This window comes from Lacticaseibacillus sp. 53-4 (genome assembly GCF_016861805.1).
In the GTDB taxonomy this organism is placed as follows: Bacteria; Bacillota; Bacilli; order Lactobacillales; family Lactobacillaceae; genus Lacticaseibacillus.
Genome location: NZ_BOLT01000019.1, coordinates 17,162 through 39,194 on the forward strand (window position 1 = coordinate 17,162; position 22,033 = coordinate 39,194).

The window sequence follows — 22,033 nt, forward strand, 5'->3', positions numbered from 1 at the left end:
TTTGTCATGCTCAGCTGAGAAACAGCCGCTTGGGTTTGCGCTTGTACGTGAAGCCTTCGCCCAGCGCCTCATGGACGTCCAAAATCGTGATGAAGGCTTTGGGGTCAATGTCGTCGATGATGCGCTTGACCGCGGCAATTTCAGTGGTGGCAACGACCGCGTAGACGACGCGCTTTTGGTCGCGGGCAAAGCCGCCTTCCGCTTTGAGGTACGTCGCGCCCCGCTCCAGCTGATTCATGATGGCGTTGGCGATTGCCTCAGACGAGTCGGAGACAATCAGCACGCCCTTGGCCGCGTACGCGCCTTCCAGCACGAAGTCGACGATGCGCGAGAAGACGTAGCTGGCCAGCAGCGTGTACATCATGCGTTCCAGGTTCAGGTAGGACAGGCTGGCCAGCAGGACGACCACGTCAAAGCCCAGCAGCGAGCGGCCCATCGGAATGCCGGTTTGTTTTTCCAAAATCCGCGCGATGACGTCCGAGCCGCCGGTGGTGCCGCCGCGGCGGTAAATCAGGCCGCTGCCGATGCCACCGAACAGCCCGGCCATCACCCCGGCGATGAACAGGTCGTGGTGAATGTCCAAACTGACCGGCACGCGCTGCCAGACCCACAGGAACACCGACAGCATCACCGTGCCGTAAATCGTGTAAGCTAAGGCGCGCTTGCCGAGGAATTTATAGCCGACGATAATCAGCGGGATGTTGAGGACCAGGGTGGAGTAGGCGGGGTCGATGTGCCACCAGTAGCGGATCAGCAGCGTGATACCGGTGATGCCGCCTTCCGCGAGGTGGTTGGCGATGTTGATGGTGACCAGGCCGAAGCCGTACAAGGCGCACCCCAGTGTAATCAGCGCCAGATCCATCACCATTCGCTGTGTTTTTTTCGTCATCGCGGCCCCTCCTTGAACGGACTTATCACCCTTATACTACCAGACCTTAGTCAGGGTGCGGTGAGTTTGCTATGATGGAGGGGAGAAAAAGGAGCGAGGACATGCAAATCGATTTGAGTCATCCGGATTTCCAAGCGGCAATCCCCATCATGAAAAAAATTGAGGCGGCAGGGTTTGAGGCCTATTTTGTCGGCGGCAGTGTGCGCGACGCCTTGCTGGGGCTGCCGATCCACGACGTCGACATCGCCAGCTCCGCCTATCCTCAGGAAATCAAGCAGATTTTTCCCCGCACCGTCGACACTGGCATCCAGCACGGCACGGTGATGGTGCTGCACCACGGCGTCGGCTATGAGGTGACCACGTTTCGAACCGAATCCGGCTACCAGGACTTCCGCCGGCCCGACCATGTCACTTTTGTGCGTTCCCTAAAAGAGGACCTCAAGCGCCGTGACTTCACGGTTAACGCGCTGGCAGTGCGCCACGACGGGACCGTGATCGATCTGTTCGACGGCCTGGCCGACCTTGACCACAAGGTGCTGCGGGCGGTCGGTGACCCGCACGCGCGCTTCCACGAGGACGCGCTGCGCATGATGCGGGCTGTCCGCTTCCAGAGCCAGCTGGGCTTTGCCATCGACCCGGCCACCGAAAGTGCGATTACGACCAATGCGGCCTTGCTGGGCAAAATTTCCGTCGAACGCACGGCCACCGAGTTCACCAAGCTGCTGCTGGGGCGGGACCGCCAGGCGGGCCTCGCGACCTTCATTGACACCGGGCTGTACGCGTACGCGCCGAAGCTTGAAGGTCAGGACACGGCGCTGCGTCAGCTGGCTGCCTTGACGGCGCCGCAATTTACGGCGCCTGCAATCGGCTGGACCCTGCTCGTGCATCTGACGGGCCTGAACGCGGAAAAGCTGCTCCGCGCTTGGAAGCAGGCCAACGACCTGATCCGCCTGACCGCCAGTGCCGCTCAGCTGTTGGCCCAGCTGCCTGACGCCGACGCGTGGGCGCTGTATCAGGCCGGTGAAGCAGCCGCCAAGGTGGCGTTTGCGGCGCGGCGCGCGCTGGATGCGAGTTTCGACGTTGCCCAGGCGCAGGCGGCCTACGCGGCGCTGCCGATTCACGATAAGGCAGAGCTGGCGATTGACGGTAAAACGCTGATGGCCAGCGGCTTCAAGCCGGGGCCCCAGCTGGGGCAGACGCTGAACCGCCTGGAACGTGCCGTCGTGTTTGGGGAGCTGCCGAATGACCAGCAGGCGCTGCTGGCAGCGGCAAAGGAATAATGTCGTGAGTAAACGTTTAATTGACGGCCAGGTGGCGAATCCGGCCGCCTTTTTGCGCGTTCTAGGCGAAGCGGCGCAATTTTCACTCTCCAAATTCCATGTTATGATGGTGGACAGAAGAAGCGAGGATGACTATGCAAACATTGACTGCGGAAGGCGTGCGCAAAGCGTACGGCGATAAGCAACTGTTCACTGATTTAGACTTTTTGATTAACGAAGGCGACCGCATCGGCCTGATTGGCGTCAACGGCACTGGCAAAACGACCCTGCTGAATGGCATCGCCGGCACCGATCCGTTTGACGCCGGCGACATCACCACGCCGAAAAATTACCGCATCAGCTACCTGGCACAAAAGCCGGCGCTGGATCCAGACAAGCAAATCATGGACGCGATTTACGGCGGGACTTCGCCGGTGTTTGCGGCCATTCGCACCTACGAGCAGGCGCTGGCCGAATACACCAAGGCGCCCATGGACGCGGCCACTCAGGAGGCCTACACCAAGGCCGACGCCAAAATGACGCAGCTGGACGCCTGGGACGCGGAGACCAACATTAAAACGATCCTGACCCAGCTGCACATTTCGGATTTGAACCAGACCATCGGCAGCCTGTCCGGCGGCCAGCAGAAGCGGGTCGGCTTGGCTCAGGTGCTGATCGAAGCGCCGGACCTCTTGATGCTGGACGAGCCGACCAACCATCTGGATTTTGACTCCATTGATTGGCTTGAATCTTACCTGGCCAAATACAAGGGCGCGCTTTTGGTCGTCACCCATGATCGTTATTTTCTTGATCACGTCACCAACGCGATTTGGGAGCTCGACCGCGGCCAGCTGCACCGCTACACCGGCAACTACGAGGCGTACGTCGAACAAAAGGCGGCCGCCGATGAGCGCGACGCCGCCAGCTCCCACAAGCAGCAGCAGCTGTACAAGCAGGAGCTCGACTGGATGCACGCCGGCGCGCAGGCCCGCACGACCAAACAGCAGGCGCGTATCAACCGTTTTGACGAGCTGAAGGAAAACATGAACAGCCAGCCGGCCCAGAACGGTACCGTGGAGATGAAAGTCGCGTCGACGCGGCTGGGTAAGAAAGTCATCGAATTTTCCCACGCGAACTTGACGCTGGGCAACCACCGCATTCTGAACGATTTCTCCTGGCTGGTGCAGCCGGGCCAGCGCATCGGCATTTCGGGACTCAACGGCGCCGGCAAGTCGACGCTGCTGAACGTGATCGCCGGCAAGGTCAAGCTGGACAGCGGGACCTGCGTGCTCGGCGAGACGGTCAAATTGGGCTACTACACCCAGCTGGCCGTTGACCTGGATCCGACTAAGCGCGTGATCGCCTACCTGCAAGAAGCCGGCGAGGAGCTGGTGACCAATGCCGGTGAGCGCATTTCCGTCACCCAGCTGCTGGAGCAGTTCCTGTTTCCGCGCAGCATGCACGGCGAGCTGATTTCGCGCCTGTCCGGTGGGGAAAAACGTCGGTTGTACCTGCTGCGGATCTTGATGAGCCAGCCGAATGTGCTGCTGCTCGATGAGCCGACCAACGACCTTGACGTCGCCACGCTGACCGTGCTGGAGGATTACCTCCGGCAGTTTCCGGGCACCATCATCACCGTTTCGCATGACCGCTACTTTCTGGATAAAGTGGCCGATAACCTGCTGTTCTTCGAAGGCAACGGGCGCATCGACCGCCATGTTGGCCTGTTCACCGACTACCTGAAGAAAATGCGGGCAGACGAGCAGCAGGATGCCGGTCCTAAGGCCAAGCCGCTGCCGCAAGCGGCGTCGCCGAAGCCCGCCGAAAAAACCGAGAAAACCAAGCTGACCTACGCGGAGCAAATCGAGCACGACGACTTGCAGAAGAAAATGGATGCGCTGGACGATGAAATCACGGCGCTGAAAAAAGAAATGGGCACAATCAGCGGCGAGGATTACGTCAAGCTGGGCGACATCCAAAAGCAGATCGACGACAAAAACGCCGCGCTCGACAAGATGTTTGACCGCTTTGCCGCACTCGATGAGTACGTGTCAGATTAGGAGGAAGACGATGCCAGTCACAGAACAGCCATACCTGGACCTGCTCAAGCAGATCATGGAAACCGGGGATTTCAAAGGCGATCGCACCGGGACCGGGACCTATTCGATTTTTGGGGCGCAGCTGCGCTTTGACCTCAGCGAAGGGTTTCCCTTGCTGACGACGAAAAAGGTTCCATTTGGGCTGATCAAAAGCGAGATGCTGTGGTTTTTGCACGGCGACACCAACATTCGCTTTCTGCTGCAGCACCACAACCACATCTGGGACGAGTGGGCTTTCGAGCGCTGGGTCGAATCCCGTGAGTACACGGGCCCGGACATGACCGACTTCGGCCAGCGCCGGCTCAAGGACCCGGAATTTGCCAAGGTCTATCAGGCGCAAATGCAGGCATTCGATGATAAAATTTTGGCAGACGAAGCCTTCGCCAAAAAATTCGGGACGCTGGGCAACGTCTACGGCAAGCAGTGGCGCGCCTGGGAAACCAGCCGCGGCGACACCATCGACCAACTGGGCAACGTGATCGAGGCGATCAAAAAAACGCCTGATTCACGGCGTCTGATCGTTTCGGCGTGGAACCCGGAAGACGTGCCCACCATGGCGCTGCCGCCGTGCCACACGCTGTACCAGTTTTACGTCAATGATGGCAAGCTCTCGCTGCAGTTGTACCAGCGCAGCGCCGACATGTTCCTTGGCGTACCGTTCAACATCGCCAGCTACGCGCTGTTGACCCACCTGGTGGCCCAGGAAACTGGGCTGCAGGTCGGGGAATTCATCCACACGTTTGGGGATGCGCACATTTACACCAACCACGTCGACCAGGTCGCCGAGCAGCTCAGCCGCACGCCGCGCAACAGCCCGCAGCTGGTGCTGACGCCGGGCAAAACCATCGACACGCTGACCATGGCAGACATCAAGGTGAAAGACTACGACCCGTATCCCGCCATCAAGGCCCCGGTCGCCGTCTGATCACCACAGGAGGACACGATGATCGCATTTGTTTGGGCGCAGGACCAAGCCGGCACGATTGGCAAAAATGGCAAGCTGCCGTGGCACCTGCCCGATGACCTGCACCAGTTCAAGCAGCTCACGCTTGGCCAGCTGACGGTGATGGGGCGGACGACCTACGAGGGTCTGCCGAAGCGCCCGCTGCCCGGCCGCACAAATATCGTGCTGACCCGCCAGGCAGACTATCAAGCCCCTGGTGCCGTCGTGATTCACGACCGCAAGGCGCTGTTGGCGTTTGCTTCGGCGCACCCCAAACAGCACCTGATGATCGTGGGCGGTGCCCAGATTTTCACCGCCTATGCCGACATCGTCGACCGACTGTACGTGACCAAGCTGGCCGGGACCTTCACCGGCGACGTCAAAATGCCTGCGCTGGACTGGGCCGCCTTCAAACAGGTGGCCAGCCGCGAAGTCATCGACCCTGACCCGCGCAAGACCCACGTGTTTGAGACCTGGCAACGCAAGTCATAAAAAAATGCCGGCGCGGAATTTTCTCCGCGCCGGCATTTGCTGTATAAACTCAAACGAACAGGTAAATCGAAGCGTACATGCAGGCCGAGCCGATCATGACAAACACGTGCCAAACGACGTGGATGTATGGGATTTTTTTCTGCGAGTAAAGCAGCGCGCCAACCGTGTAAGCCACGCCGCCGGCCACCAGGAGCCAGAAGCCGATGCGGCCCAGGTGCGCCCACAGCGGCTGCATGCCGATCAGGCACATCCAGCCCAGGATCACGTAAATTGCCGTTTCTGCGCCACGAAAGCGGCCGAGGAAGAAGAGTTTGTACGCGATGCCGGCGGCGCACAGCAGCCAGATCGCGGCCAGCAGCCCCCAGCCCAGCGGTCCGCCAATGGCGACCAGGCAGTAGGGCAGGTACGAGCCGGCAATCAAAATGAAGACGCTGGAGTGGTCGATCACTTGCAGGACATGGCGCGCCTTGGTGAAGTAAAACCCATGAAACAGCGTGGAGCCCAGGTACAAGATGATCAGCGAAAAACCGAACCCCAGGAAGGTGACCAGCCGCAGCGTGGTGGTGGCCTTGAAGGCTAAGGCAACCGTGCCGACGACAGCCAGGCCCAGCGCAAACGCGTGGGTGACAGCGCTCAGCATCTGGTCATTGAAATTATAATACGTTGACTTAAATGGTTTACTCAATTGCATCGGCAACCTCCCTGGTTCTTTACGTTTATAATACCATGATGAAGATGGTAAAACAATCTTATCTAGTGTTCAAAACTAAGTGCCCTGTTACTGACAAATAGGGGCATGCTTTGGTATACTGAACCCAGTGCAAAATTACCTACAGAAAGCGTGGCTCAAATGGCAAACATCAAACTGGTGACGGATTCATCAATTCAGTTGACCCCGGAAGAAATCGCGAAGTACGACATTCACGTCATTCCGCTGACGATTATGATCGATTCCACCGTGTATGTAGACGGTGAGACCATCACGCGCGCCGAGTTTATGGATAAGATGGCGGCGGCCTCAGCGCTGCCGAAAACCTCCCAGCCGGCGATTGGGACTTTTCTCGATGTGTTCAACGACCTGACCGCTGACGGCAGTGAGGTGCTGGCCGTGCACATGCTTGAGGCCATTTCCGGCACGGTCAACTCCGCACGCCAGGCTGCCGAGCTCTGCAAGGGCAAGGTGACGGTGGTGGATTCGCAGTTCACCGACCGCGCGCTGGCGTTCCAGGTGATCGAGGCCGCCAAGCTGATCCAGGCGGGCAAGCCGATGGCCGACGTGATCAAGCGGATGGAACAGATCCGCGACCACACCAAGCTGGTGATGGGCGTGTCCACGTTGGACAACCTGGTCAAGGGCGGCCGCATCAGCCGCGTGTCGGGGATGCTGTCCTCGCTGCTCAACATCAAGGTGATCCTCGAAGTCACCGGCGGCGAGCTTAAGGCCCTGCAAAAAGGCCGCGGCATGAAGACGCTGGTCAACTTCGCCGATAAAACGGTTCAGCAAATGGCCAAGCTCGGCAACGTCAAGAGTGTTGGCGTGTCCTACGCCGGCGGTCAAAAGCTCGCCGAGGAAATCGGCGCCAAGGTCAAGGCCGCGCTGCCAACTGCGGAGCTGCTTGTGCGGCCAACTGATCCGGTGATCGCCACGCACACCGGCGATGGGGCCTTTGCAATCACGTACTACGTCGACTAAAATAGATACATTCGGGTCGGGTTTCCCGGCTCTTTTTTTAGTTAAAGGAGGACCCATGAAAAAACACTGGTGGTTAAGTGTCTTGATCGTCCTCGCTTCGGCTGTGGTCACGTTCTTGATCTGGCAGGTGGCGGGGCCCAAGGCGCAGCCGATTCAACTCAAAGGGCAGGTGCAGCAGGTCAAGACCCTGCGCCTGGCCGCGGTTGGGGATTCCCTGACCCACGGCGTTGGCGATGAGACCAACAACGGCGGCTATGTCGGCCTGATAAAAGGCGACTTGGAAAGCTCCGGCGTCTACCAGGTCGACACCGCGAATTACGGCGTGACCGGGGACACCAGCACGCAGATCCTCAAGCGCGTGAACAAGCAGAAAAAGCTGCGCACCGATGTCGAGCACGCCGACATTTTGACCGTCACGGTCGGCGGCAACGACCTGATGCACGTGCTGCAAAAGAACCTTCTGTCGATTTCGACGAAGGACGTCACCGACGGCGCAGCCACTTACCAGCGCCATTTGACCAGTCTTTTGACCGCGCTGCGGCAGCTGAACCCGAAGGCGCCGGTGTACGTATTTGGCGTCTACAATCCCTTCTACGTCTATTTTCCCAATCTGACCGCAATGAGCACCAGCGTGAAGACTTGGAATGGTGCGACGCAGGCGGCGCTGGGCGGCTTTGATCACATGTACTATGTCGACATCGATTCGGTGCTGACCAAGGGTACCGGCACGCAGGCCAACAGCAAGTCTGACAAGCAAAAGCTTGAGGCGGCGATGTCGGGCAGCAGTAAGAACCCGCTGATCTTCGAGTCGGATCACTTTCACCCGAACAACGCCGGGTACGCGCTGATGACGTCGCAGCTCTGGAAAAAGATGCAAGCAACTAAGCAATCCTGGGAGAAATAAGTATGCGAGAAGCAAAGACCCGCAAACGGGCCACCAAATCTGAAAACACACGGGCCCGCGGCCGCGTTAACCTGTGGCAGTGGGCATTTCTGATCCTGATCGGGCTGATGCTTGGCACCGGCCTCTGGCTGGGTCATTCGGTGCTGACGCCGGTCGCCCAAAGTTACTCGACGCAAGACACCACGACTGGCGACCCGGCGATGACCGTGTCCTTGACCAAGCGCCAAGCCAACGAGATTATTTCTTATTACCTGAACGATTTTCAAAAAGGCAGCAACGTGAAGTACTCGCTGACTTTGGCGGATCAAGCCGTGCTCGGCGGGTCGTTCAAGTTCTTCGGCCAAAAAGTCGGCTTCAGCCTGTTGTTTGACCCGCTGGTCCTGAAAAACGGCAACGTCGAGCTCAAGGCCCGCCGGCTGAACGTCGGCAGCCTGCCCGTGCCGATCTCGTACGTGATGAGCTACGCTGCCAGCAACTACAAACTGCCCAATTGGGTCAGGATGAATAGCAAGCAGAAGACGGTTGTGCTAGACTTGAACAAATTCAAGATGGCTAACGGCATGCAGCTGAAGGCCACCAAGATCGACCTGCCTAACTCGCAGATCGACTTCTCGGTTTACCTGCCAAAAAAGTAAGCGGCAGGCTCGAGTGTGAGATAAGGGGGAAATTGTGATGGCAGAAACAGCAATTTTTGCAGGTGGGTGCTTTTGGTGCATGGTCAAGCCCTTCGAGGAGCAGCCAGGCATTTTGAACGTGGTGTCCGGGTACACCGGCGGGCATGTCGCCAACCCAACCTACGCGCAGGTCAAGGCCCACGAGACGGGCCACACCGAGGCCGTGCGGATCACGTATGACCCGAGTGTCGTTTCGTATGAGGATCTGCTCAACACTTACTGGCAGCAAACCGATCCGACCGACGCCATGGGTCAGTTTCAAGACCGCGGCGACAATTACCGGCCGGTGATTTACGTCGCCAACGAGGCGCAGCGCAAGGCGGCCGAGGCATCAAAGGCGGCGCTTGAAGCCAGCGGCCGCTTCGACAAGCCAATTGTGACCTCAATCGAGGACGCCAAGCCGTTTTACGAGGCCGAGCCCGAGCACCAGCAGTTTTACGCGCACAACCCGCGGCGCTTTGCCGAGGAGCACCAGCAGCGTCAGGAATTCATCGACAAAAACTGGAGGGACGCCTAATGCGCCAAACCTTTTACCAGTACCTGATGACTTTGCGCAACCCGAATGACCACGGTGAAATTGCCAACTTTTCGCAAAATGCCTTCTTGGACCAGGCGTTTCCCAAGCAGGAAACTGATTTTGAAAAGCTCTCCAATTACCTGGAGCTGAACGCCGGCTATCTGCCGAGCATGAGTGTCTTTGACGAGGCGTACAACATGTACCTGAGCCACGAACACGTCGGAAGGAACTAAAGTATGGATAACGACCCAGAAAATCAGCAGCCAAACCCAACGCCGACCCCAGCGCCCAAGCCGACACCAACGCCAACGCCGACCCCGGAACCAGGCAAAAAGCGCCCGTCGTACCGCTTTTCCAAGTGGGCGACGGCCCTGATTGCTGTGGTCGCGCTGCTGGTCGGCGGCGGCCTCGGCTACGCGCTGCACCCCGAGCTCAACCCCGGTGATAAGATCACGGTGCCGCCGGCCTTTTACAAGGTCATCGGCACTTACAACTCCATCAAGGCCAATTACTACAAGCCGATTTCGTCGACCAAGCTGGCCAACGGGGCGATCAACGGGATGATGGAAAGCCTGGACGACAAGTTCTCGACGTACCTGCAAAACGAGGATAAGAAGAATCTGGATGACACCATGTCCGCCAGCTTCGGCGGGATCGGCGCCACGATCGAGCAAAACGGCACCAAGCTGACGGTGCAAAGCGTCCAGCCGACCAGTCCGGCCAAAAAGGCGGGGCTGCGCGCAGGCGACCAGCTGATCGCGGTCAACGGCAAGTCCGTTGAGAAAAAGTCCGTGACGGAGGCCGTTGCCAAGATCCGCGGCAAGATCGGCACCAGCGTCAAGGTCACCATCCGCCGCGACAGCAGCGATCAAACCGTGACGATGACGCGGGCGCGGATCACCCAGGCGACCGTCACCTCGGCGCTGAACCAAACCGACAAGTCCGTCGGCGTGATCACCGTCGCGACCTTCTCCGAGCCGACCGCGGGTCAGTTCGAAAACGCAGTCAAAAAGCTGCGCAAGGAAGGCGCCAAGAAGTTCGTCGTGGATTTGCGGGGCAACGGCGGCGGCGAGCTCAACACGGCGCTGAAGATGGCGTCGATGGGGCTGAAGAACGGCAAGACCATCGTCAAGGTCCAAGACCGCGCCGGCAAGACGCAGGTCTACAAGGCCGGCAAGGGCTACGATGAGGGCTTCAAGATCACCGAGCCCATCGCCGTCTTGATCGATGGCGATTCTGCCTCGGCCTCCGAGATTCTGGCCGCAGCCTGGAACCAAAGCGCCGGGGTGCCGCTGATCGGCAGCCAGAGCTACGGCAAGGGCACCGTGCAAAATGTTGCGGAGCTTGGCGACAACGCCGAGGTCAAGCTGACGATTGCCAAGTGGCTGACACCGAACGGGTCCTGGATCAACCACAAGGGCCTGACGCCGACCATCAAGGCCGACTATCCGGCCTGGGCCAAGATCGCCGGCTTTGCGACCGCGAACATGAAGCTGGGCGACGAAAGCACCGATGTGAAGTCGCTCCAGACCTCGCTGGCCGCTTTGGGCTACGACGTTGGCACGGTCAACGGTTACTTTGGCCCGACCGTGCAAACGGCGGTCCAGAAGTTCCAGCAGGACAACCGCCTGCCGGTGACCGGTCAAACCAACGACGCAACGCTGACCAAATTGATCACGCTGCTGTCCGCTAAGCTGCAAAACGATGACACGGCCATGGCGGCCGCGGTCAAACAGTTAGACAAGTAAAGTAAGGCGCCTCGTTTCGCACAGTCGAAACGGGGCGCTTTTGCATGTCCGGCTAATGGTTGCCATCAGCCAACGCTGCCACTTGGCGAGGGCTCAGGCCGGCTTTTGGCGGCTGGGTTTGCTACGATTAAAGTAACCTCAGGAAACAATCAGGGTTTGACCAAGTTTGACGTTTGGAACGAAAATAGTTAACATAATCTTGTACCCTTTTCTGAAAGGATGATTAAATGAGAACAATCTCGTTAAAGATCTTGACGGACGCCATTGAAATGGATGTGCCTCAAGCAAACGCGGAGATGCAGCCGCGGCACATTGTGATCCGGTATGACCCGGACCAGTCAATTGGCGAAAACCTTGAAAACATTCGTGTGAAATTAGTCGGCGTCGGCTTTGACGCCATCATTATCGAGAACCCCTTGACCTATCCGTTTTCCGACACGGTCGTGGGGCTGAACCACCAGCGCATCGACATCGGGCTGGCGCTGACCAACCTGTTCAACGTGCCGGTGCTGGCGCGGCCGACGGTGACCAAGGACGGCCTGGACCAGGCCGTTAAAGCCAAGCAGACGTACAACAGCTGGCACTTGGATTATTACGGCGAGTATCAGGGCAAGCGCAACTTTGGGCAGGAGGCGATGCTGACGCTCGGCAACGGCTATTATGGCCTGCGTGGGGCCTATGTGGAAAGCCGCGCGGATGACGATAACTATCCGGGCCTGTACGTGGCCGGCGTGTACAACCAGAACACGACGCCGGTCAACGGCCGCGACGTGGTCAACGAGGACCTGGTCAACCTGCCGAACCCGCAGGCGCTGACCATCGGCATCGACCATGCCAACCCGTTCCAGATTCGCCACAGTGGCATCACCGACAGTTACCGCAGCCTTGATCTGAAAACCGGCAAGCTGACGACGACGCTGATGGTGACCATTGGCACCGGGCATCAAATGATGGTGCGCGCAACCAAGGTGGCGGACATGCGCCATTTTCACCGGCTCGCGATTCGCTACGAGTTCACGCCGCTGAATTTTGCCGGCAGCGTGCAGGTTTACGGCACGATCGACGGCGACGTCGTGAACAAAAACGTGGCGCGCTACAACCAGTTCGACCAGCACCACATCACCGTGACGGGCATGGCCAGTGCGGCCAACAAGGCGCTGCTCACCGGCACCACCAAAAACTCCGGCATTGCGTTTGCCATCGGCAGCAAGCTGACTAGCCCCAACCGCGACTTGCGCGAGCAGGTGAAAACCACCACCGGCGCCAAGGCGATTCGCCAAACCGTGGACCTGACCGTCGAGCCGGCCAAGACCTACACGATCGACAAGCTGGTCGCGCTGTTCACCAGTCGAGAAAGCGGCGAGACGCCGCTTGATACCGCCGTCTGGGATGAGCTGGATGAAGTCAGCTTTGCCGATACCGAAAAAAGCACCGCGGCATTTTACGGCGAGGTCTGGCAAGGCGACGATATTGCGATCCAAGGCGACACCATCAGCCAGAAGCTGACCCGCGTCAACATTTTCCACCTGTTCGTGTCAGGCGCGGCCTTGGCCAGCAATCAGCTTGACGCCTCGGTCGGGGCCCGCGGGCTGCACGGTGAGGCCTACCGCGGTCATGTCTTCTGGGACGAGATGTTCGTCATGCCGTTTTACGCGACCCACGCGCCCAAAATTGCCAAGGCGATGCTCGATTACCGCTACCGGCGGCTGCCGGCGGCGCGCGCGTATGCGCAAAGCATTGGCAAACAAGGCGCGATGTACCCGTGGCAGTCAGGGATGAAAGGCGACGAGCAATCGCAGTTCGTCCACCTGAACCCGCTGACCAACCAGTGGGACCCGGACAACTCGCGGCGCCAGCGCCATGTCTCCTTGGCGGTGGCCTACGACGCCTGGCTGTACTGGCACATCACAGGCGACGACCAGTACATGAAAGATCAGGGCCTGGAGCTGCTGCTGTCGGTTGCGAAGTTCTGGCTCAGCATGGCGACGCTGGATAAGACCACCGGCCGCTATCACATCAGCGGCGTGATGGGGCCGGATGAGTACCACGAAAGCTATCCGAACAGCGACGAGGCCGGCCTTACCGACAATGCGTACACCAACATCATGACGGCATGGCTGTTTCAGCTGATCGGCCAGCTGAAACCGCGATTCGCCAAGCACGGATATGCGGCCGCCGCCAAGCGGGCCGCTTTTACCGCGCATGATTTCGCTCAGCTCGATGTCGTGCGGCGCAAGTTGACCCTGGACGTCAACGACAACGGCATCATCGGTCAGTTCGCCGGCTACTTCAAGCTGCCGACGCTGGACTTTGACGCGTACCAGAAAAAGTACGGCGATATTTCGCGCATCGACCGCATCTTGAAGGCGGAAGGCAAAACGCCGGACGCGTATCAGGTGGCCAAGCAGGCCGACACCATGATGGCGTACTTCCTGCTGGATCCGGCCACCATCGAGGGCCTGATCGCCGACATGGGTTACCAGCTGCCGGCGGATCATTTTTCCCAGAACCTGGAGTTCTACCTGGAGCGGACGACGCACGGCTCGACGCTGTCGCGGATCGTGTACGCGGTCCTCACGCGCATGGACAACCGCCGCGACCAGTCGTGGCAGCTGTTCCATCAGGCGCTGTTCTCGGATTACTACGACATTCAAGGCGGCACCACCGCCGAAGGGATTCACCTGGGCGTGATGGGGGCGACACTGTATGTTGAGGAGTCCCTGTACGGCGGCGCGAATCTGCTAGGCTCGCAGCTGCGGTTTGAGCCGGAGTTGCCAAGTCAGTGGCAGCAGCTGGACTACCAGCTGCACTTCCAGGGCGCAGCGGTGGCAGTCACAGCTGATCACCAGACCCTCACGCTGAAGGCGGACCAGGATCTGCAAGTCAAGGTGGCAGACAAGCCAATCGCGTTGACCGCGGGTAAAGCAGTCACGGTCGACTATCGTTAGGAGGCATTTCATGACAACATTTGAGCAAATTAAAGGCGCCGTCTTTGATTTGGACGGCGTGATCACGGACACGGCGCGATTTCATTCGCAGGCCTGGAAACAAATCGCCGAAAAGGTGGGTGCCGGCTGGGACGATGAGCTGGCCGACGCACTGAAGGGTATTGACCGAATGGCGTCGCTTGATCTGATTTTGAAGCACGGCGGCAAGCAACATGATTTCACGCTGGCGGAAAAAGCAGCGCTGGCCACCGAGAAAAACACGCGGTACCTGCAGCTGGTCGACACGCTGACCCCCGCCGACATCCTGCCAGGAATCCAGGACTTTCTGGATGCCTTGCGGGCTGGCGGCTACAAGCTCGCGCTGGCCTCCGCGTCGAAAAACGCGCCGCGGGTGCTGAAGAACCTGGGACTGACCGAGTACTTCCCGCACATCGTCGACCCCGCGACGCTGGCTCACGGCAAGCCGGATCCAGAAATTTTCGTCAAGGCCGCCGAGAGTATCGCTGTCGCGCCTGAGGCCTGCATCGGCATTGAAGACGCGGCCGCGGGCGTTCAGGGCATTAACGCGGCCGGTGAACTGTCAGTCGGCATCGGGGATGCTGAAGAGCTGCACGAGGCCGCCATCGTCTTTCCCTCGACCGCCGAGCTGACCCTGCCCAACATCAAGGCCGCGATGGAAAAGGGCGATGTGCATGCCTAAAGCAGTTGTCTTTTTCGATTCGGACGGCACGCTGCTGCGCGATGATAAGTTACTGGCCAAAAGCACGCTGACGGCCATCGAGCAGCTGCGGCAAAATGACGTGCTGCCGGTGGTCGCGACTGGCCGCAACATCTTCGAGATTCAGTATGTGCTGGATCAAACCGGTATTGATTCGATCGTCTCGGCCAATGGCAGTTACGTCCAGTACCAAGGCCGCAAGCTGGACGCGGCGGTGATCCCGACGCCGCTGATCGAGGCGTTCAACGCCTTTGCCGCAAAGCAAGGCGATCCGGTGGCGTGGTTCAACAACCGCCGATTTGCCTTGAGTCGAGAAACTGCGGCTACCCGCGAGAATTTTGCCCTGCTGAAGCTGGACGCTAAGGTGAACCCGGACTGGTACCAAACCCACGAGGTCAACTTCATGTTCGTGTTCAACACGGACAAGGAAGCCCTGTACAACCGGCAGTTTGCCGGTCAGCTGGACCTGGTACGGAATAATCCGCGCGGCCTGGACACCATGCTGGCCGGCGTGTCCAAGCGGACTGGCATTCTGAAACTACTGGCCGAGGCGGGGCTCACCGGCATTCCCACTTACGGCTTTGGCGATGAGCTGAACGATGAGCCGATGCTGAAGCTGGTCGATCACCCCGTGGTGATGGGCAACGGCAATCCGAAAATGAAGGCCCTGGCCGAATACGTGACCGGCGATAACATGCATGACGGCATTGGCCAAGGGCTGCGGCACTTCCAATTGATCTAAATTGGCTAATACAACTGGGGCACACAGTAAGTGTGCTCCTGTTTTGCTATCTGTCGCTGAGTCTTCAACCCGGCCGTTTTGCGTTTATGACCAAGGACGCCGGCTTGGTAGTCAACATGGCGCTGCCGATGACGGCTAAACTAACAACGCGACGTTGACCAAGATGATCACGTTGCTGTCGCCCAGAGTCAAGCAATTAGCTAAACAAGTATTAGGCGAGTCGCCTGCAATCTGACATGGGACACGTTTTTTTCACGCGGCAACGAGTCGTCTGAAGCGCCAGGGAGAAAAAATTCTGCTACCATGAGCTCATCAATTATTGGGGTGATCCAAATGGTGAAGTTTGCGCAGATTCGTGGTTTTCTCATTGATCTGGACGGGGTGATTCTCGATACGGCAAGCTTAGATCTGAAGGCTTGGCACCAGCTCGCGACCTCACTTCAGCTGCCCTGGGATGATGAACTCGAGGTGCAATTGAAAGGCCGCAGCCGCTTTGATACGCTCGGGATGATTTTGGATTACTCAGGTGAAGCTGATCAGTTTGATGCGGTGGCTGAGGCATTCCTTGCCAACCATCAGAATGAACGATTTCTCAAGTTGGTGGCAAACCTGACCCCGGCTGATACCCTGCCGGGAATCAAGGCATTTTTGGCCGAATTGAAGACAAACGGGTTTCTCCTGGCTTTAGCCTCCGCGTCGAAAAACGTCCCGGTGGTACTTGACAGGCTTGAATTATCCCAGTATTTTCCAAATCGGATTTGCCCAGATATGTTCATTCAGGAAAGGCCGAATCCAGAAATATATTTAAAGGCCTCTGCCAGCATTGGCTCGGCGCCGGCGGACTGTATCGGCATCTCATACGCGGCGTCCGGGATCGAGGCAATCAACGCGGCCGGGGCCTTATCGGTCGGCATTGGTGATCGGTGGATCTTGAAGGAGGCGGCGCTGGTGGTGCCGAGCACCCGGGAGCTGACATTGGCAAATCTGCGGGCCCAGCTGAGTTAAAGGTCAGGGGGAATTTAAATGGAAATCGCCGCAAGTAAGCGCTGGTGGGCGATGACGGCGCTGGGCTTTTTTGCCTTCATGACCAATCTGGATGGGTCGGTCGTCAACGTTGCGGTGCCGGTGATGGCCAAAAGCCTCGCCGTGCCGGCCAGCCAAATGGTGTGGGCGACATCGGTCTACCTGATCGTGCTAACGGCACTGCTGTTGCCATTCGGCAAGCTGGGCGACCTGATCGGCAAGCCGCGCATCTTCAAGTGGGGCACGGCGGGCTTCATTTTAGGGTCGGTGATGGCGGGCATTGATCTGGGCTTTGCCTTTCTCATGGTGGCGCGGATCGTGCAGGCGACCGGGGCGGCCATGACGTTGGCCAATACTTACCGCATCGTGACGGCGAGTTTCCCGGCGCGGGAGCGCGGCAAGGCGATGGGTTTCGTTGGCACCTTTGTCGCGCTAGGCAGTGTCGCCGGCCCGGCCGTTGGCGGACTGGTGCTGGCGGTCGCAGCGTGGCCAGTGCTTTTCTGGATCAACGTGCCATTTGGCCTGGTCGCTTTGGGGCTTGCGCTGTGGGCGATGGGCAACGGGCAGCCGCAGCGGTCGACCTTTGATTGGCTGGGCGCAGCTGCCCAGGCGCTGGCGATCGGGGCCGGGTTTTGGTCGTTGAATCTGCTGCAGACCCAGGGGCTTACGCCGGGGGTGATGGGCCTGCTGATCACTGCGGCGGCGGCCTTGCTATTTTTCTGGTGGTGGGACCGCCGCAACCAAAACTCGCTGATGCCGCTGACGATTTTCCACAACCGACTGTTTTCACTGGGGGTGCTCTCGGTGTTCTTCGTCTTCATGGCGCAGTTCTTCACGACCGTGCTGATGCCGTTTTACCTCGAGGACGCGCTGGGGCTCGGGCCGGGCACCGCCGGGGCGCTGCTGACGCTGTACCCGCTGATGATGGTGTTCTTTGCGCCGCTGGGCGGCGTGCTGGCCGACCGTTATAACGCCGCTGCGGTCGCTTTGAGCGGCGTGCTGCTGATTGCGCTCGGGAGTGCCGGCTACTTGCTGCTCGGCCTGCACAGCTCACTGTGGGCCTTTGTGGTGATCACGGTGATGCTGGGGATCGGCAGCGGGATCTTTCAGTCGCCAATCGGGGACCTCGTGATGTCGGTCGCCGATTCCACGCAACTGGGCGTCGCGGGCAGTGTCAACGCACTGGCGCGCAACCTAGGGATGGTCGCCGGCACCAGCGCCGCGACCACGACGCTGTTTACCCGCATGAGCACCCTGGCCGGGCGGCGGATCACCACGTTCCCGGCGGCCCACCCAGCGTGGTTTATCAGCGGCATGCACCTGGCAATGGGCATTGCGACGGTCCTGGTGCTGGCCGCGGCCGTGGTGCTTGGGCTGACGGTACCGCGGTGGCGGGTGTTTCGCCAAGCCGGCTGATTCACGTCAATGCGAGGCCAGCCGAGGCGACGGGGCTCCGCAGTAGCCGGAGTGGGCGAGGTGCAGGCTGCCTTCTTGGTACTTTACCGCGGGTGGTACACTATAGGCGTGAAACTAATTGAGAACGGAGGCAGTCAGCATGAAAGCAATCGTGATCGAACAAGCAGGCGGGCCGGAAGCACTGCAGCTTAAAGAGGTGCCGACCCCTCAGGTCAAACCTGGCTGGAGTCTGGTCAAAGTCAAAGGCTTTGGCATCAACCGGTCGGAAATTTTCACTCGCAATGGCGAGTCACCGACTGTCAAGTTCCCGCGGATCTTGGGCATCGAGTGCGTCGGTGAAATTGCGGACACCACCGACGCCGCTCACCTGCCAGTCGGTCAAACGGTCGCCTGCCTGATGGGCGGCATGGGGCGGGCGTTTGACGGCGGTTATGCCGAGTACGTGCTGATGCCGAATCAAAGCATTTTGCCGGTGACCACCAGTCTCAGCTGGGCCGAATTTGCCGCGATCCCCGAGACCTACTTCACCGCGTACGGCGCGCTGCACAATGCGCACCTTGACCTCGCCCACAGTTTGCTCGTGCGTGGGGCGACCAGCGGCGTCGGCAGCGCGGCCATCAAGTTGGCCAAGGCGATGGATCCAACCATTAAGATTGCCGGGTCCACGCGCCACCAAGAAAAATTTGCGGCGCTAAAAGCCATCGGGTGCGACGAGCCGGTGCTCGATGAGGACGGCAAGGTGCAAACTGATGGCAAGTTCGACGCCATAATTGAACTGGTCGGGACGGCAACGCTGACGGATTCGCTCTCGCACCTGAATCCGCGCGGGTACTGCTGCCTGGTCGGCGGTCTGGCCAATCAGTGGACGGTGCCGGACTTTGACCCGTTCGTCATTCCCACCGGGGCGTCTTTGACCTCGTTCGGCTCTGGTGCTGAGATCACCCCGGAGCGCTTTGCCAACATGATGCGGCTGATCGAGAATCACCACATCGACGTTAAACCGCGCAAGACCTTCGATCTGGCCCACACCGGTGAGGCCCAGGCGGCGCTGGATGAGCCGGACAGCTTCGGCAAAGTGGTCGTCCTTCTTTAATTCAACCCTAGACGCTAAAATGCCGTCTTCTGCACGATGCAGAAGACGGCAATTTTTTGCTATCGATCATTGATTAATTGGCTTGGTGGGGGACGCGCTTAAGGGTCACTTGATCGCCGACTTCGGCCACCACGTCGTAGCCGGGATCATTGTCCAGCGGCCCGAAGTTTAGCGTCAGGGTATGCGCAGTTTGGGCGGCAAGATGCACGCGCTCTTTGACGATCATCTGCAGGGCATCGGCGAACGTGAAGTGGGTGGCGGCGTCTTGTTCCGCCTTGGCCAGCGTGTAACCCTGGTCGATCATCGATTTGACGAAGCTGATCGTCACGATGTCGCGGTAGCTGTACCGCTTGTTTTGCCCTTCGCCGTGGCGGATCGGGTGCACGATGCCTTTTTTCTCCCAATACCGGATCTGGGTGGCCGTAGCCCCAGTGACGCGGCTGGTTTCGCCGATGCCCATTGACACGTCAAGGTCTTGGACCTGACGTTTGAATTCATCCAAAGTTTTTCCTCCTATACCATTGACATGTAAACACAACTGACGTAATATTTTCACTTGTGATTATAACACAATGTTATATTCGGGTAACAAAAAATTAGATAGGGAGCCTAAAACATCATATGGACAGTCTTAAAAATGCTAAAGATGTGAATGGCAAACCGATCCATGCGATGATGATGATCATCACCCTGCTCGTGGGGACCTTCACCACTGTGTTGAATCAGACCATTCTCTCAACCGCGTATCCGACCTTAATGAATACGTTCAATATTTCCACTTCGACAGTCCAGTGGCTGACGACGGGCTTCATGCTGGTCAACGGGATCATGATTCCAGTCACCGCGTTCCTGGTGAACAAGGTGCCGACCAAAATTCTGTACATGTTTGCGATGAGCACGTTCCTGATTGGGACGATCGTCGCTTATGTTGCCGGCAACTTCGGCATCCTGCTGACTGGGCGCTTGATCCAGGCGGTCGGCGTCGGCGTCACGATGCCGCTGCTGCAGAACATCATGCTGACGATTTTCCCGCCTGAAAAGCGCGGGGCCGCCATGGGCGTCGCCGGCATCGCCATCGGGGTTGCACCCGCCATCGGGCCCACGCTGTCCGGGTGGGTGATCGACCAGTTCGGCTGGCGGATGCTGTTTGGCATGATCATCCCCGTTGCGGCGCTGGTCTTGATCAGCTCGTTCTTCTTCATGGCGAACGTGCTGCCTGACCGCAACCCGAAGCTCGACGTACTTTCGCTCATCGAGTCGACCATCGGTTTTGGCGCCTTGCTTTACGGCTTCTCAGAAGTCGGCGACAAGGGCTGGGGCTCACCGATCGTTTACGGCTCCATCATCGTTGGCGTACTGGTGATCGCGCTGTTCACGTACCGGCAGCTGCACTTGGACCAGCCGTTCCTGGAACTGCGGGTTTTCAAAACGAAAATCTTCACCTTGTCGTCGATCCTGGGTTCCATTGCCAACATGGCGATGGTCGGGGCCGAAATGGTCATTCCAATGTACCTGCAGATCATTCACGGCAAAACGGCGCTGGAATCTGGGCTGACCCTGTTGCCTGGGGCCATCATGATGGCGCTGATGAGTCCGGTCACTGGGAACATTTTTGACCGCATTGGGGCCAAGCGCCTCGCGCAACTGGGCCTGTTCCTGCTGGCCATTGCGACGGTGCCTTATGCGTTCGTCACGGCCAACACGCCGTCGATTTACATCACAATGCTGTACATGGTCCGGATGTTCGGGATCTCCATGACGATGATGCCGCTGACTACCAACGGCATGAATGCCTTGCCGCAGAACATGATCGCCCATGGCACCGCCGTCAACAACACGGTGCGGCAGATCGCCAGCTCCATTGCGACCGCGATCATGATCTCCGTGCTCAGCGACGTCACCAACGCGTCCAAGCCGGCCAAGTCACTCCTCACGTCCGACCCGCTGGCCTACAAGCACGCGTTCTTCAACGCGACCTTGAACGGCTACCACGCGGCGTTCTGGTTCGCGATCGGTTTTTCGACCCTCGGCTGGCTGCTGGCATTCTTCCTTAACCAGAAGACGGGTTCCGTTGAGGTTGACCTCAAGTCTGACGCTAAAAAGGAGGCGGCAAAATGATTCTATGGATACTGATCATTAGCACCGCCTTGCTGTTCCTCAGCTTCATGCTGATGAAGAACTCCTGGCTGCGCACGTGCCTCAGCGCAGTTTTCCTGGTCATTCTCTTGGGCTCGATCGCGCTGATCCAGACCAACGATGCCCAGCACGTCGGGATGAAAAAAGTTACCACTGAAACCACGCAGGTGATTTACAGCGCATCGCCGAGTCCGCAGCTGAAACTGCTGCTGCATCAGAACATCGGCACCGCCGGCAAGCACAGCGTGGTCATCTACAAGACTAGCCAAAAAGGCAAGGCCACGCACACCAAGGCGGACTACGACATTCACAACAAGGTCGTCTCAACGTCTGATAACGTGGCGCAGATGAAAGTCCGCCGCACCGAGTGGGTGTACAAGTCAGGATTTTACTCGACGCTGTTTGCCAACCAGAACAATCACTTGCTGGTCAGCCAGACCAACACGTTCTCGCTGCCCAAGGGTTGGTACAACCTGACCACTAAGCAGGCCAAGGCCCTCGGCAAGCAGGCGAAAGCCATGCAGCACCCGAGTGCCGCACAAAAGGCCGCGATGGGCCAAGCCATTCAGGCGCAAGTCGCCGCGGCGATGCAAAAGAATCCTTCGATGAGTAAGGCAGATCAGCAGAAGCTGGTCAAGCAGATTACCGCCAAGGCTCAGCAGCAGGCGATGGCCAAGCTGATCAAGCAGATTCAAGCCAAATATTAAGGTTGAAGAAGTCGTGTCTGAGAAGACACGGC

At 58.8% G+C, this 22,033-nt stretch carries 21 protein-coding genes; 18 read left to right on the forward strand and 3 right to left on the reverse strand.

All coding sequences use genetic code 11. From position 1 onward, the window contains the following. Positions 1 to 10: 10 nt before the first annotated feature. Positions 11 to 889, reverse strand: a complete 879-nt coding sequence (locus JUF21_RS08400; RefSeq protein ID WP_203624583.1) for a YitT family protein — start codon at positions 887 to 889, stop codon at positions 11 to 13. 101 nt (positions 890 to 990) lie between these two features. Between JUF21_RS08400 and JUF21_RS08405 the strand changes: the two genes are divergently transcribed. The 4 genes from JUF21_RS08405 to JUF21_RS08420 all read left to right on the forward strand — a co-directional run bounded on the left by JUF21_RS08405 (position 991) and on the right by JUF21_RS08420 (position 5,682). Next, a complete protein-coding gene (locus tag JUF21_RS08405; RefSeq protein ID WP_203624584.1) occupies positions 991 to 2,169 on the forward strand; it encodes a CCA tRNA nucleotidyltransferase in 1,179 nt (392 codons plus the stop codon). A 134-nt stretch (positions 2,170 to 2,303) separates the two neighbouring features. Beyond that, on the forward strand, positions 2,304 to 4,208 hold the full coding sequence (locus JUF21_RS08410) for an ABC-F family ATP-binding cassette domain-containing protein (RefSeq protein WP_203624585.1): 1,905 nt from the start codon (positions 2,304 to 2,306) through the stop codon (positions 4,206 to 4,208). A gap of 10 nt (positions 4,209 to 4,218) precedes the next feature. Then, entirely contained in the window at positions 4,219 to 5,172 is a 954-nt protein-coding gene (locus JUF21_RS08415; RefSeq protein ID WP_203624586.1) for a thymidylate synthase, read from the forward strand. Positions 5,173 to 5,190: 18 nt separating this feature from the next. After that, a complete protein-coding gene (locus tag JUF21_RS08420; RefSeq protein WP_203663957.1) occupies positions 5,191 to 5,682 on the forward strand; it encodes a dihydrofolate reductase in 492 nt (163 codons plus the stop codon). 49 nt (positions 5,683 to 5,731) lie between these two features. Here the strand turns inward: JUF21_RS08420 and JUF21_RS08425 are convergent, their stop codons facing one another. Beyond that, entirely contained in the window at positions 5,732 to 6,373 is a 642-nt protein-coding gene (locus JUF21_RS08425; RefSeq protein ID WP_203624588.1) for a hemolysin III family protein, read from the reverse strand. A gap of 159 nt (positions 6,374 to 6,532) precedes the next feature. Here JUF21_RS08425 and JUF21_RS08430 point away from each other — a divergent pair, with 159 nt between their 5' ends. The 12 genes from JUF21_RS08430 (at position 6,533) to JUF21_RS08485 (ending at position 19,158) form a co-directional block, all read left to right on the forward strand. Next, complete coding sequence (locus JUF21_RS08430) at positions 6,533 to 7,375, forward strand: DegV family protein (protein WP_125754895.1); 843 nt, start codon at positions 6,533 to 6,535, stop codon at positions 7,373 to 7,375. Between the two features lie 55 nt (positions 7,376 to 7,430). After that, positions 7,431 to 8,279, forward strand: coding sequence for an SGNH/GDSL hydrolase family protein (locus JUF21_RS08435; RefSeq protein WP_203624590.1), 849 nt, complete (start codon positions 7,431 to 7,433; stop codon positions 8,277 to 8,279). 2 nt (positions 8,280 to 8,281) lie between these two features. Beyond that, positions 8,282 to 8,914, forward strand: coding sequence for a YpmS family protein (locus JUF21_RS08440; protein WP_203663959.1), 633 nt, complete (start codon positions 8,282 to 8,284; stop codon positions 8,912 to 8,914). Between the two features lie 34 nt (positions 8,915 to 8,948). After that, positions 8,949 to 9,470, forward strand: coding sequence for a peptide-methionine (S)-S-oxide reductase MsrA (msrA, locus tag JUF21_RS08445; RefSeq protein ID WP_191988009.1), 522 nt, complete (start codon positions 8,949 to 8,951; stop codon positions 9,468 to 9,470). Then, the gene (locus JUF21_RS08450) at positions 9,470 to 9,703 is read left to right on the forward strand and encodes a YozE family protein (protein WP_203663961.1); all 234 of its coding nucleotides are present in this window, start codon (positions 9,470 to 9,472) and stop codon (positions 9,701 to 9,703) included. The genes msrA and JUF21_RS08450 overlap by 1 nt, the downstream gene beginning before the upstream one ends. Before the next feature lie 141 nt (positions 9,704 to 9,844). Further along, entirely contained in the window at positions 9,845 to 11,218 is a 1,374-nt protein-coding gene (locus tag JUF21_RS08455; RefSeq protein ID WP_374706447.1) for a S41 family peptidase, read from the forward strand. Between the two features lie 227 nt (positions 11,219 to 11,445). Further along, entirely contained in the window at positions 11,446 to 14,166 is a 2,721-nt protein-coding gene (locus JUF21_RS08460; RefSeq protein WP_203663965.1) for a glycoside hydrolase family 65 protein, read from the forward strand. A 10-nt stretch (positions 14,167 to 14,176) separates the two neighbouring features. Then, positions 14,177 to 14,866, forward strand: coding sequence for a beta-phosphoglucomutase (gene pgmB / locus JUF21_RS08465; protein WP_203624594.1), 690 nt, complete (start codon positions 14,177 to 14,179; stop codon positions 14,864 to 14,866). Continuing rightward, the gene (locus tag JUF21_RS08470; protein WP_203624595.1) at positions 14,859 to 15,626 is read left to right on the forward strand and encodes a Cof-type HAD-IIB family hydrolase; all 768 of its coding nucleotides are present in this window, start codon (positions 14,859 to 14,861) and stop codon (positions 15,624 to 15,626) included. Before pgmB ends, JUF21_RS08470 begins: the two co-directional genes overlap by 8 nt. Before the next feature lie 333 nt (positions 15,627 to 15,959). Further along, positions 15,960 to 16,631 carry an HAD-IA family hydrolase gene (locus JUF21_RS08475; RefSeq protein WP_203663967.1) on the forward strand — a complete coding sequence of 224 codons (672 nt, stop codon included), beginning with the start codon at positions 15,960 to 15,962 and terminating at the stop codon, positions 16,629 to 16,631. 18 nt (positions 16,632 to 16,649) lie between these two features. Further along, entirely contained in the window at positions 16,650 to 18,065 is a 1,416-nt protein-coding gene (locus tag JUF21_RS08480) for an MFS transporter (RefSeq protein ID WP_203663969.1), read from the forward strand. Between the two features lie 139 nt (positions 18,066 to 18,204). Continuing rightward, positions 18,205 to 19,158: an alcohol dehydrogenase catalytic domain-containing protein gene (locus JUF21_RS08485; RefSeq protein ID WP_203624598.1), complete on the forward strand. Its 954-nt coding sequence runs from the start codon at positions 18,205 to 18,207 to the stop codon at positions 19,156 to 19,158. Positions 19,159 to 19,231: 73 nt separating this feature from the next. On the opposite strand, the gene JUF21_RS08490 is transcribed toward JUF21_RS08485, so the two are convergent. Continuing rightward, a complete protein-coding gene (locus JUF21_RS08490) occupies positions 19,232 to 19,660 on the reverse strand; it encodes a MerR family transcriptional regulator (protein ID WP_239061395.1) in 429 nt (142 codons plus the stop codon). Between the two features lie 119 nt (positions 19,661 to 19,779). On the opposite strand from JUF21_RS08490, the gene JUF21_RS08495 reads away from it, so the two are divergent. After that, the gene (locus JUF21_RS08495) at positions 19,780 to 21,276 is read left to right on the forward strand and encodes an MDR family MFS transporter (RefSeq protein WP_203624599.1); all 1,497 of its coding nucleotides are present in this window, start codon (positions 19,780 to 19,782) and stop codon (positions 21,274 to 21,276) included. Beyond that, positions 21,273 to 22,001, forward strand: coding sequence for a DUF4811 domain-containing protein (locus JUF21_RS08500; RefSeq protein ID WP_203624600.1), 729 nt, complete (start codon positions 21,273 to 21,275; stop codon positions 21,999 to 22,001). Before JUF21_RS08495 ends, JUF21_RS08500 begins: the two co-directional genes overlap by 4 nt. Positions 22,002 to 22,033: the final 32 nt, after the last annotated feature.

Coding starts and splice junctions, on each gene's coding strand:
- JUF21_RS08400 (WP_203624583.1), bottom strand. CDS start 889: ATGACGAAAAAAACACAGCGAATGGTGATGGATCTGGCGCTGATTACA.
- JUF21_RS08405 (WP_203624584.1), top strand. CDS start 991: ATGCAAATCGATTTGAGTCATCCGGATTTCCAAGCGGCAATCCCCATC.
- JUF21_RS08410 (WP_203624585.1), top strand. CDS start 2,304: ATGCAAACATTGACTGCGGAAGGCGTGCGCAAAGCGTACGGCGATAAG.
- JUF21_RS08415 (WP_203624586.1), top strand. CDS start 4,219: ATGCCAGTCACAGAACAGCCATACCTGGACCTGCTCAAGCAGATCATG.
- JUF21_RS08420 (WP_203663957.1), top strand. CDS start 5,191: ATGATCGCATTTGTTTGGGCGCAGGACCAAGCCGGCACGATTGGCAAA.
- JUF21_RS08425 (WP_203624588.1), bottom strand. CDS start 6,373: ATGCAATTGAGTAAACCATTTAAGTCAACGTATTATAATTTCAATGAC.
- JUF21_RS08430 (WP_125754895.1), top strand. CDS start 6,533: ATGGCAAACATCAAACTGGTGACGGATTCATCAATTCAGTTGACCCCG.
- JUF21_RS08435 (WP_203624590.1), top strand. CDS start 7,431: ATGAAAAAACACTGGTGGTTAAGTGTCTTGATCGTCCTCGCTTCGGCT.
- JUF21_RS08440 (WP_203663959.1), top strand. CDS start 8,282: ATGCGAGAAGCAAAGACCCGCAAACGGGCCACCAAATCTGAAAACACA.
- JUF21_RS08450 (WP_203663961.1), top strand. CDS start 9,470: ATGCGCCAAACCTTTTACCAGTACCTGATGACTTTGCGCAACCCGAAT.
- JUF21_RS08460 (WP_203663965.1), top strand. CDS start 11,446: ATGAGAACAATCTCGTTAAAGATCTTGACGGACGCCATTGAAATGGAT.
- pgmB (WP_203624594.1), top strand. CDS start 14,177: ATGACAACATTTGAGCAAATTAAAGGCGCCGTCTTTGATTTGGACGGC.
- JUF21_RS08470 (WP_203624595.1), top strand. CDS start 14,859: ATGCCTAAAGCAGTTGTCTTTTTCGATTCGGACGGCACGCTGCTGCGC.
- JUF21_RS08475 (WP_203663967.1), top strand. CDS start 15,960: ATGGTGAAGTTTGCGCAGATTCGTGGTTTTCTCATTGATCTGGACGGG.
- JUF21_RS08480 (WP_203663969.1), top strand. CDS start 16,650: ATGGAAATCGCCGCAAGTAAGCGCTGGTGGGCGATGACGGCGCTGGGC.
- JUF21_RS08485 (WP_203624598.1), top strand. CDS start 18,205: ATGAAAGCAATCGTGATCGAACAAGCAGGCGGGCCGGAAGCACTGCAG.
- JUF21_RS08495 (WP_203624599.1), top strand. CDS start 19,780: ATGGACAGTCTTAAAAATGCTAAAGATGTGAATGGCAAACCGATCCAT.
- JUF21_RS08500 (WP_203624600.1), top strand. CDS start 21,273: ATGATTCTATGGATACTGATCATTAGCACCGCCTTGCTGTTCCTCAGC.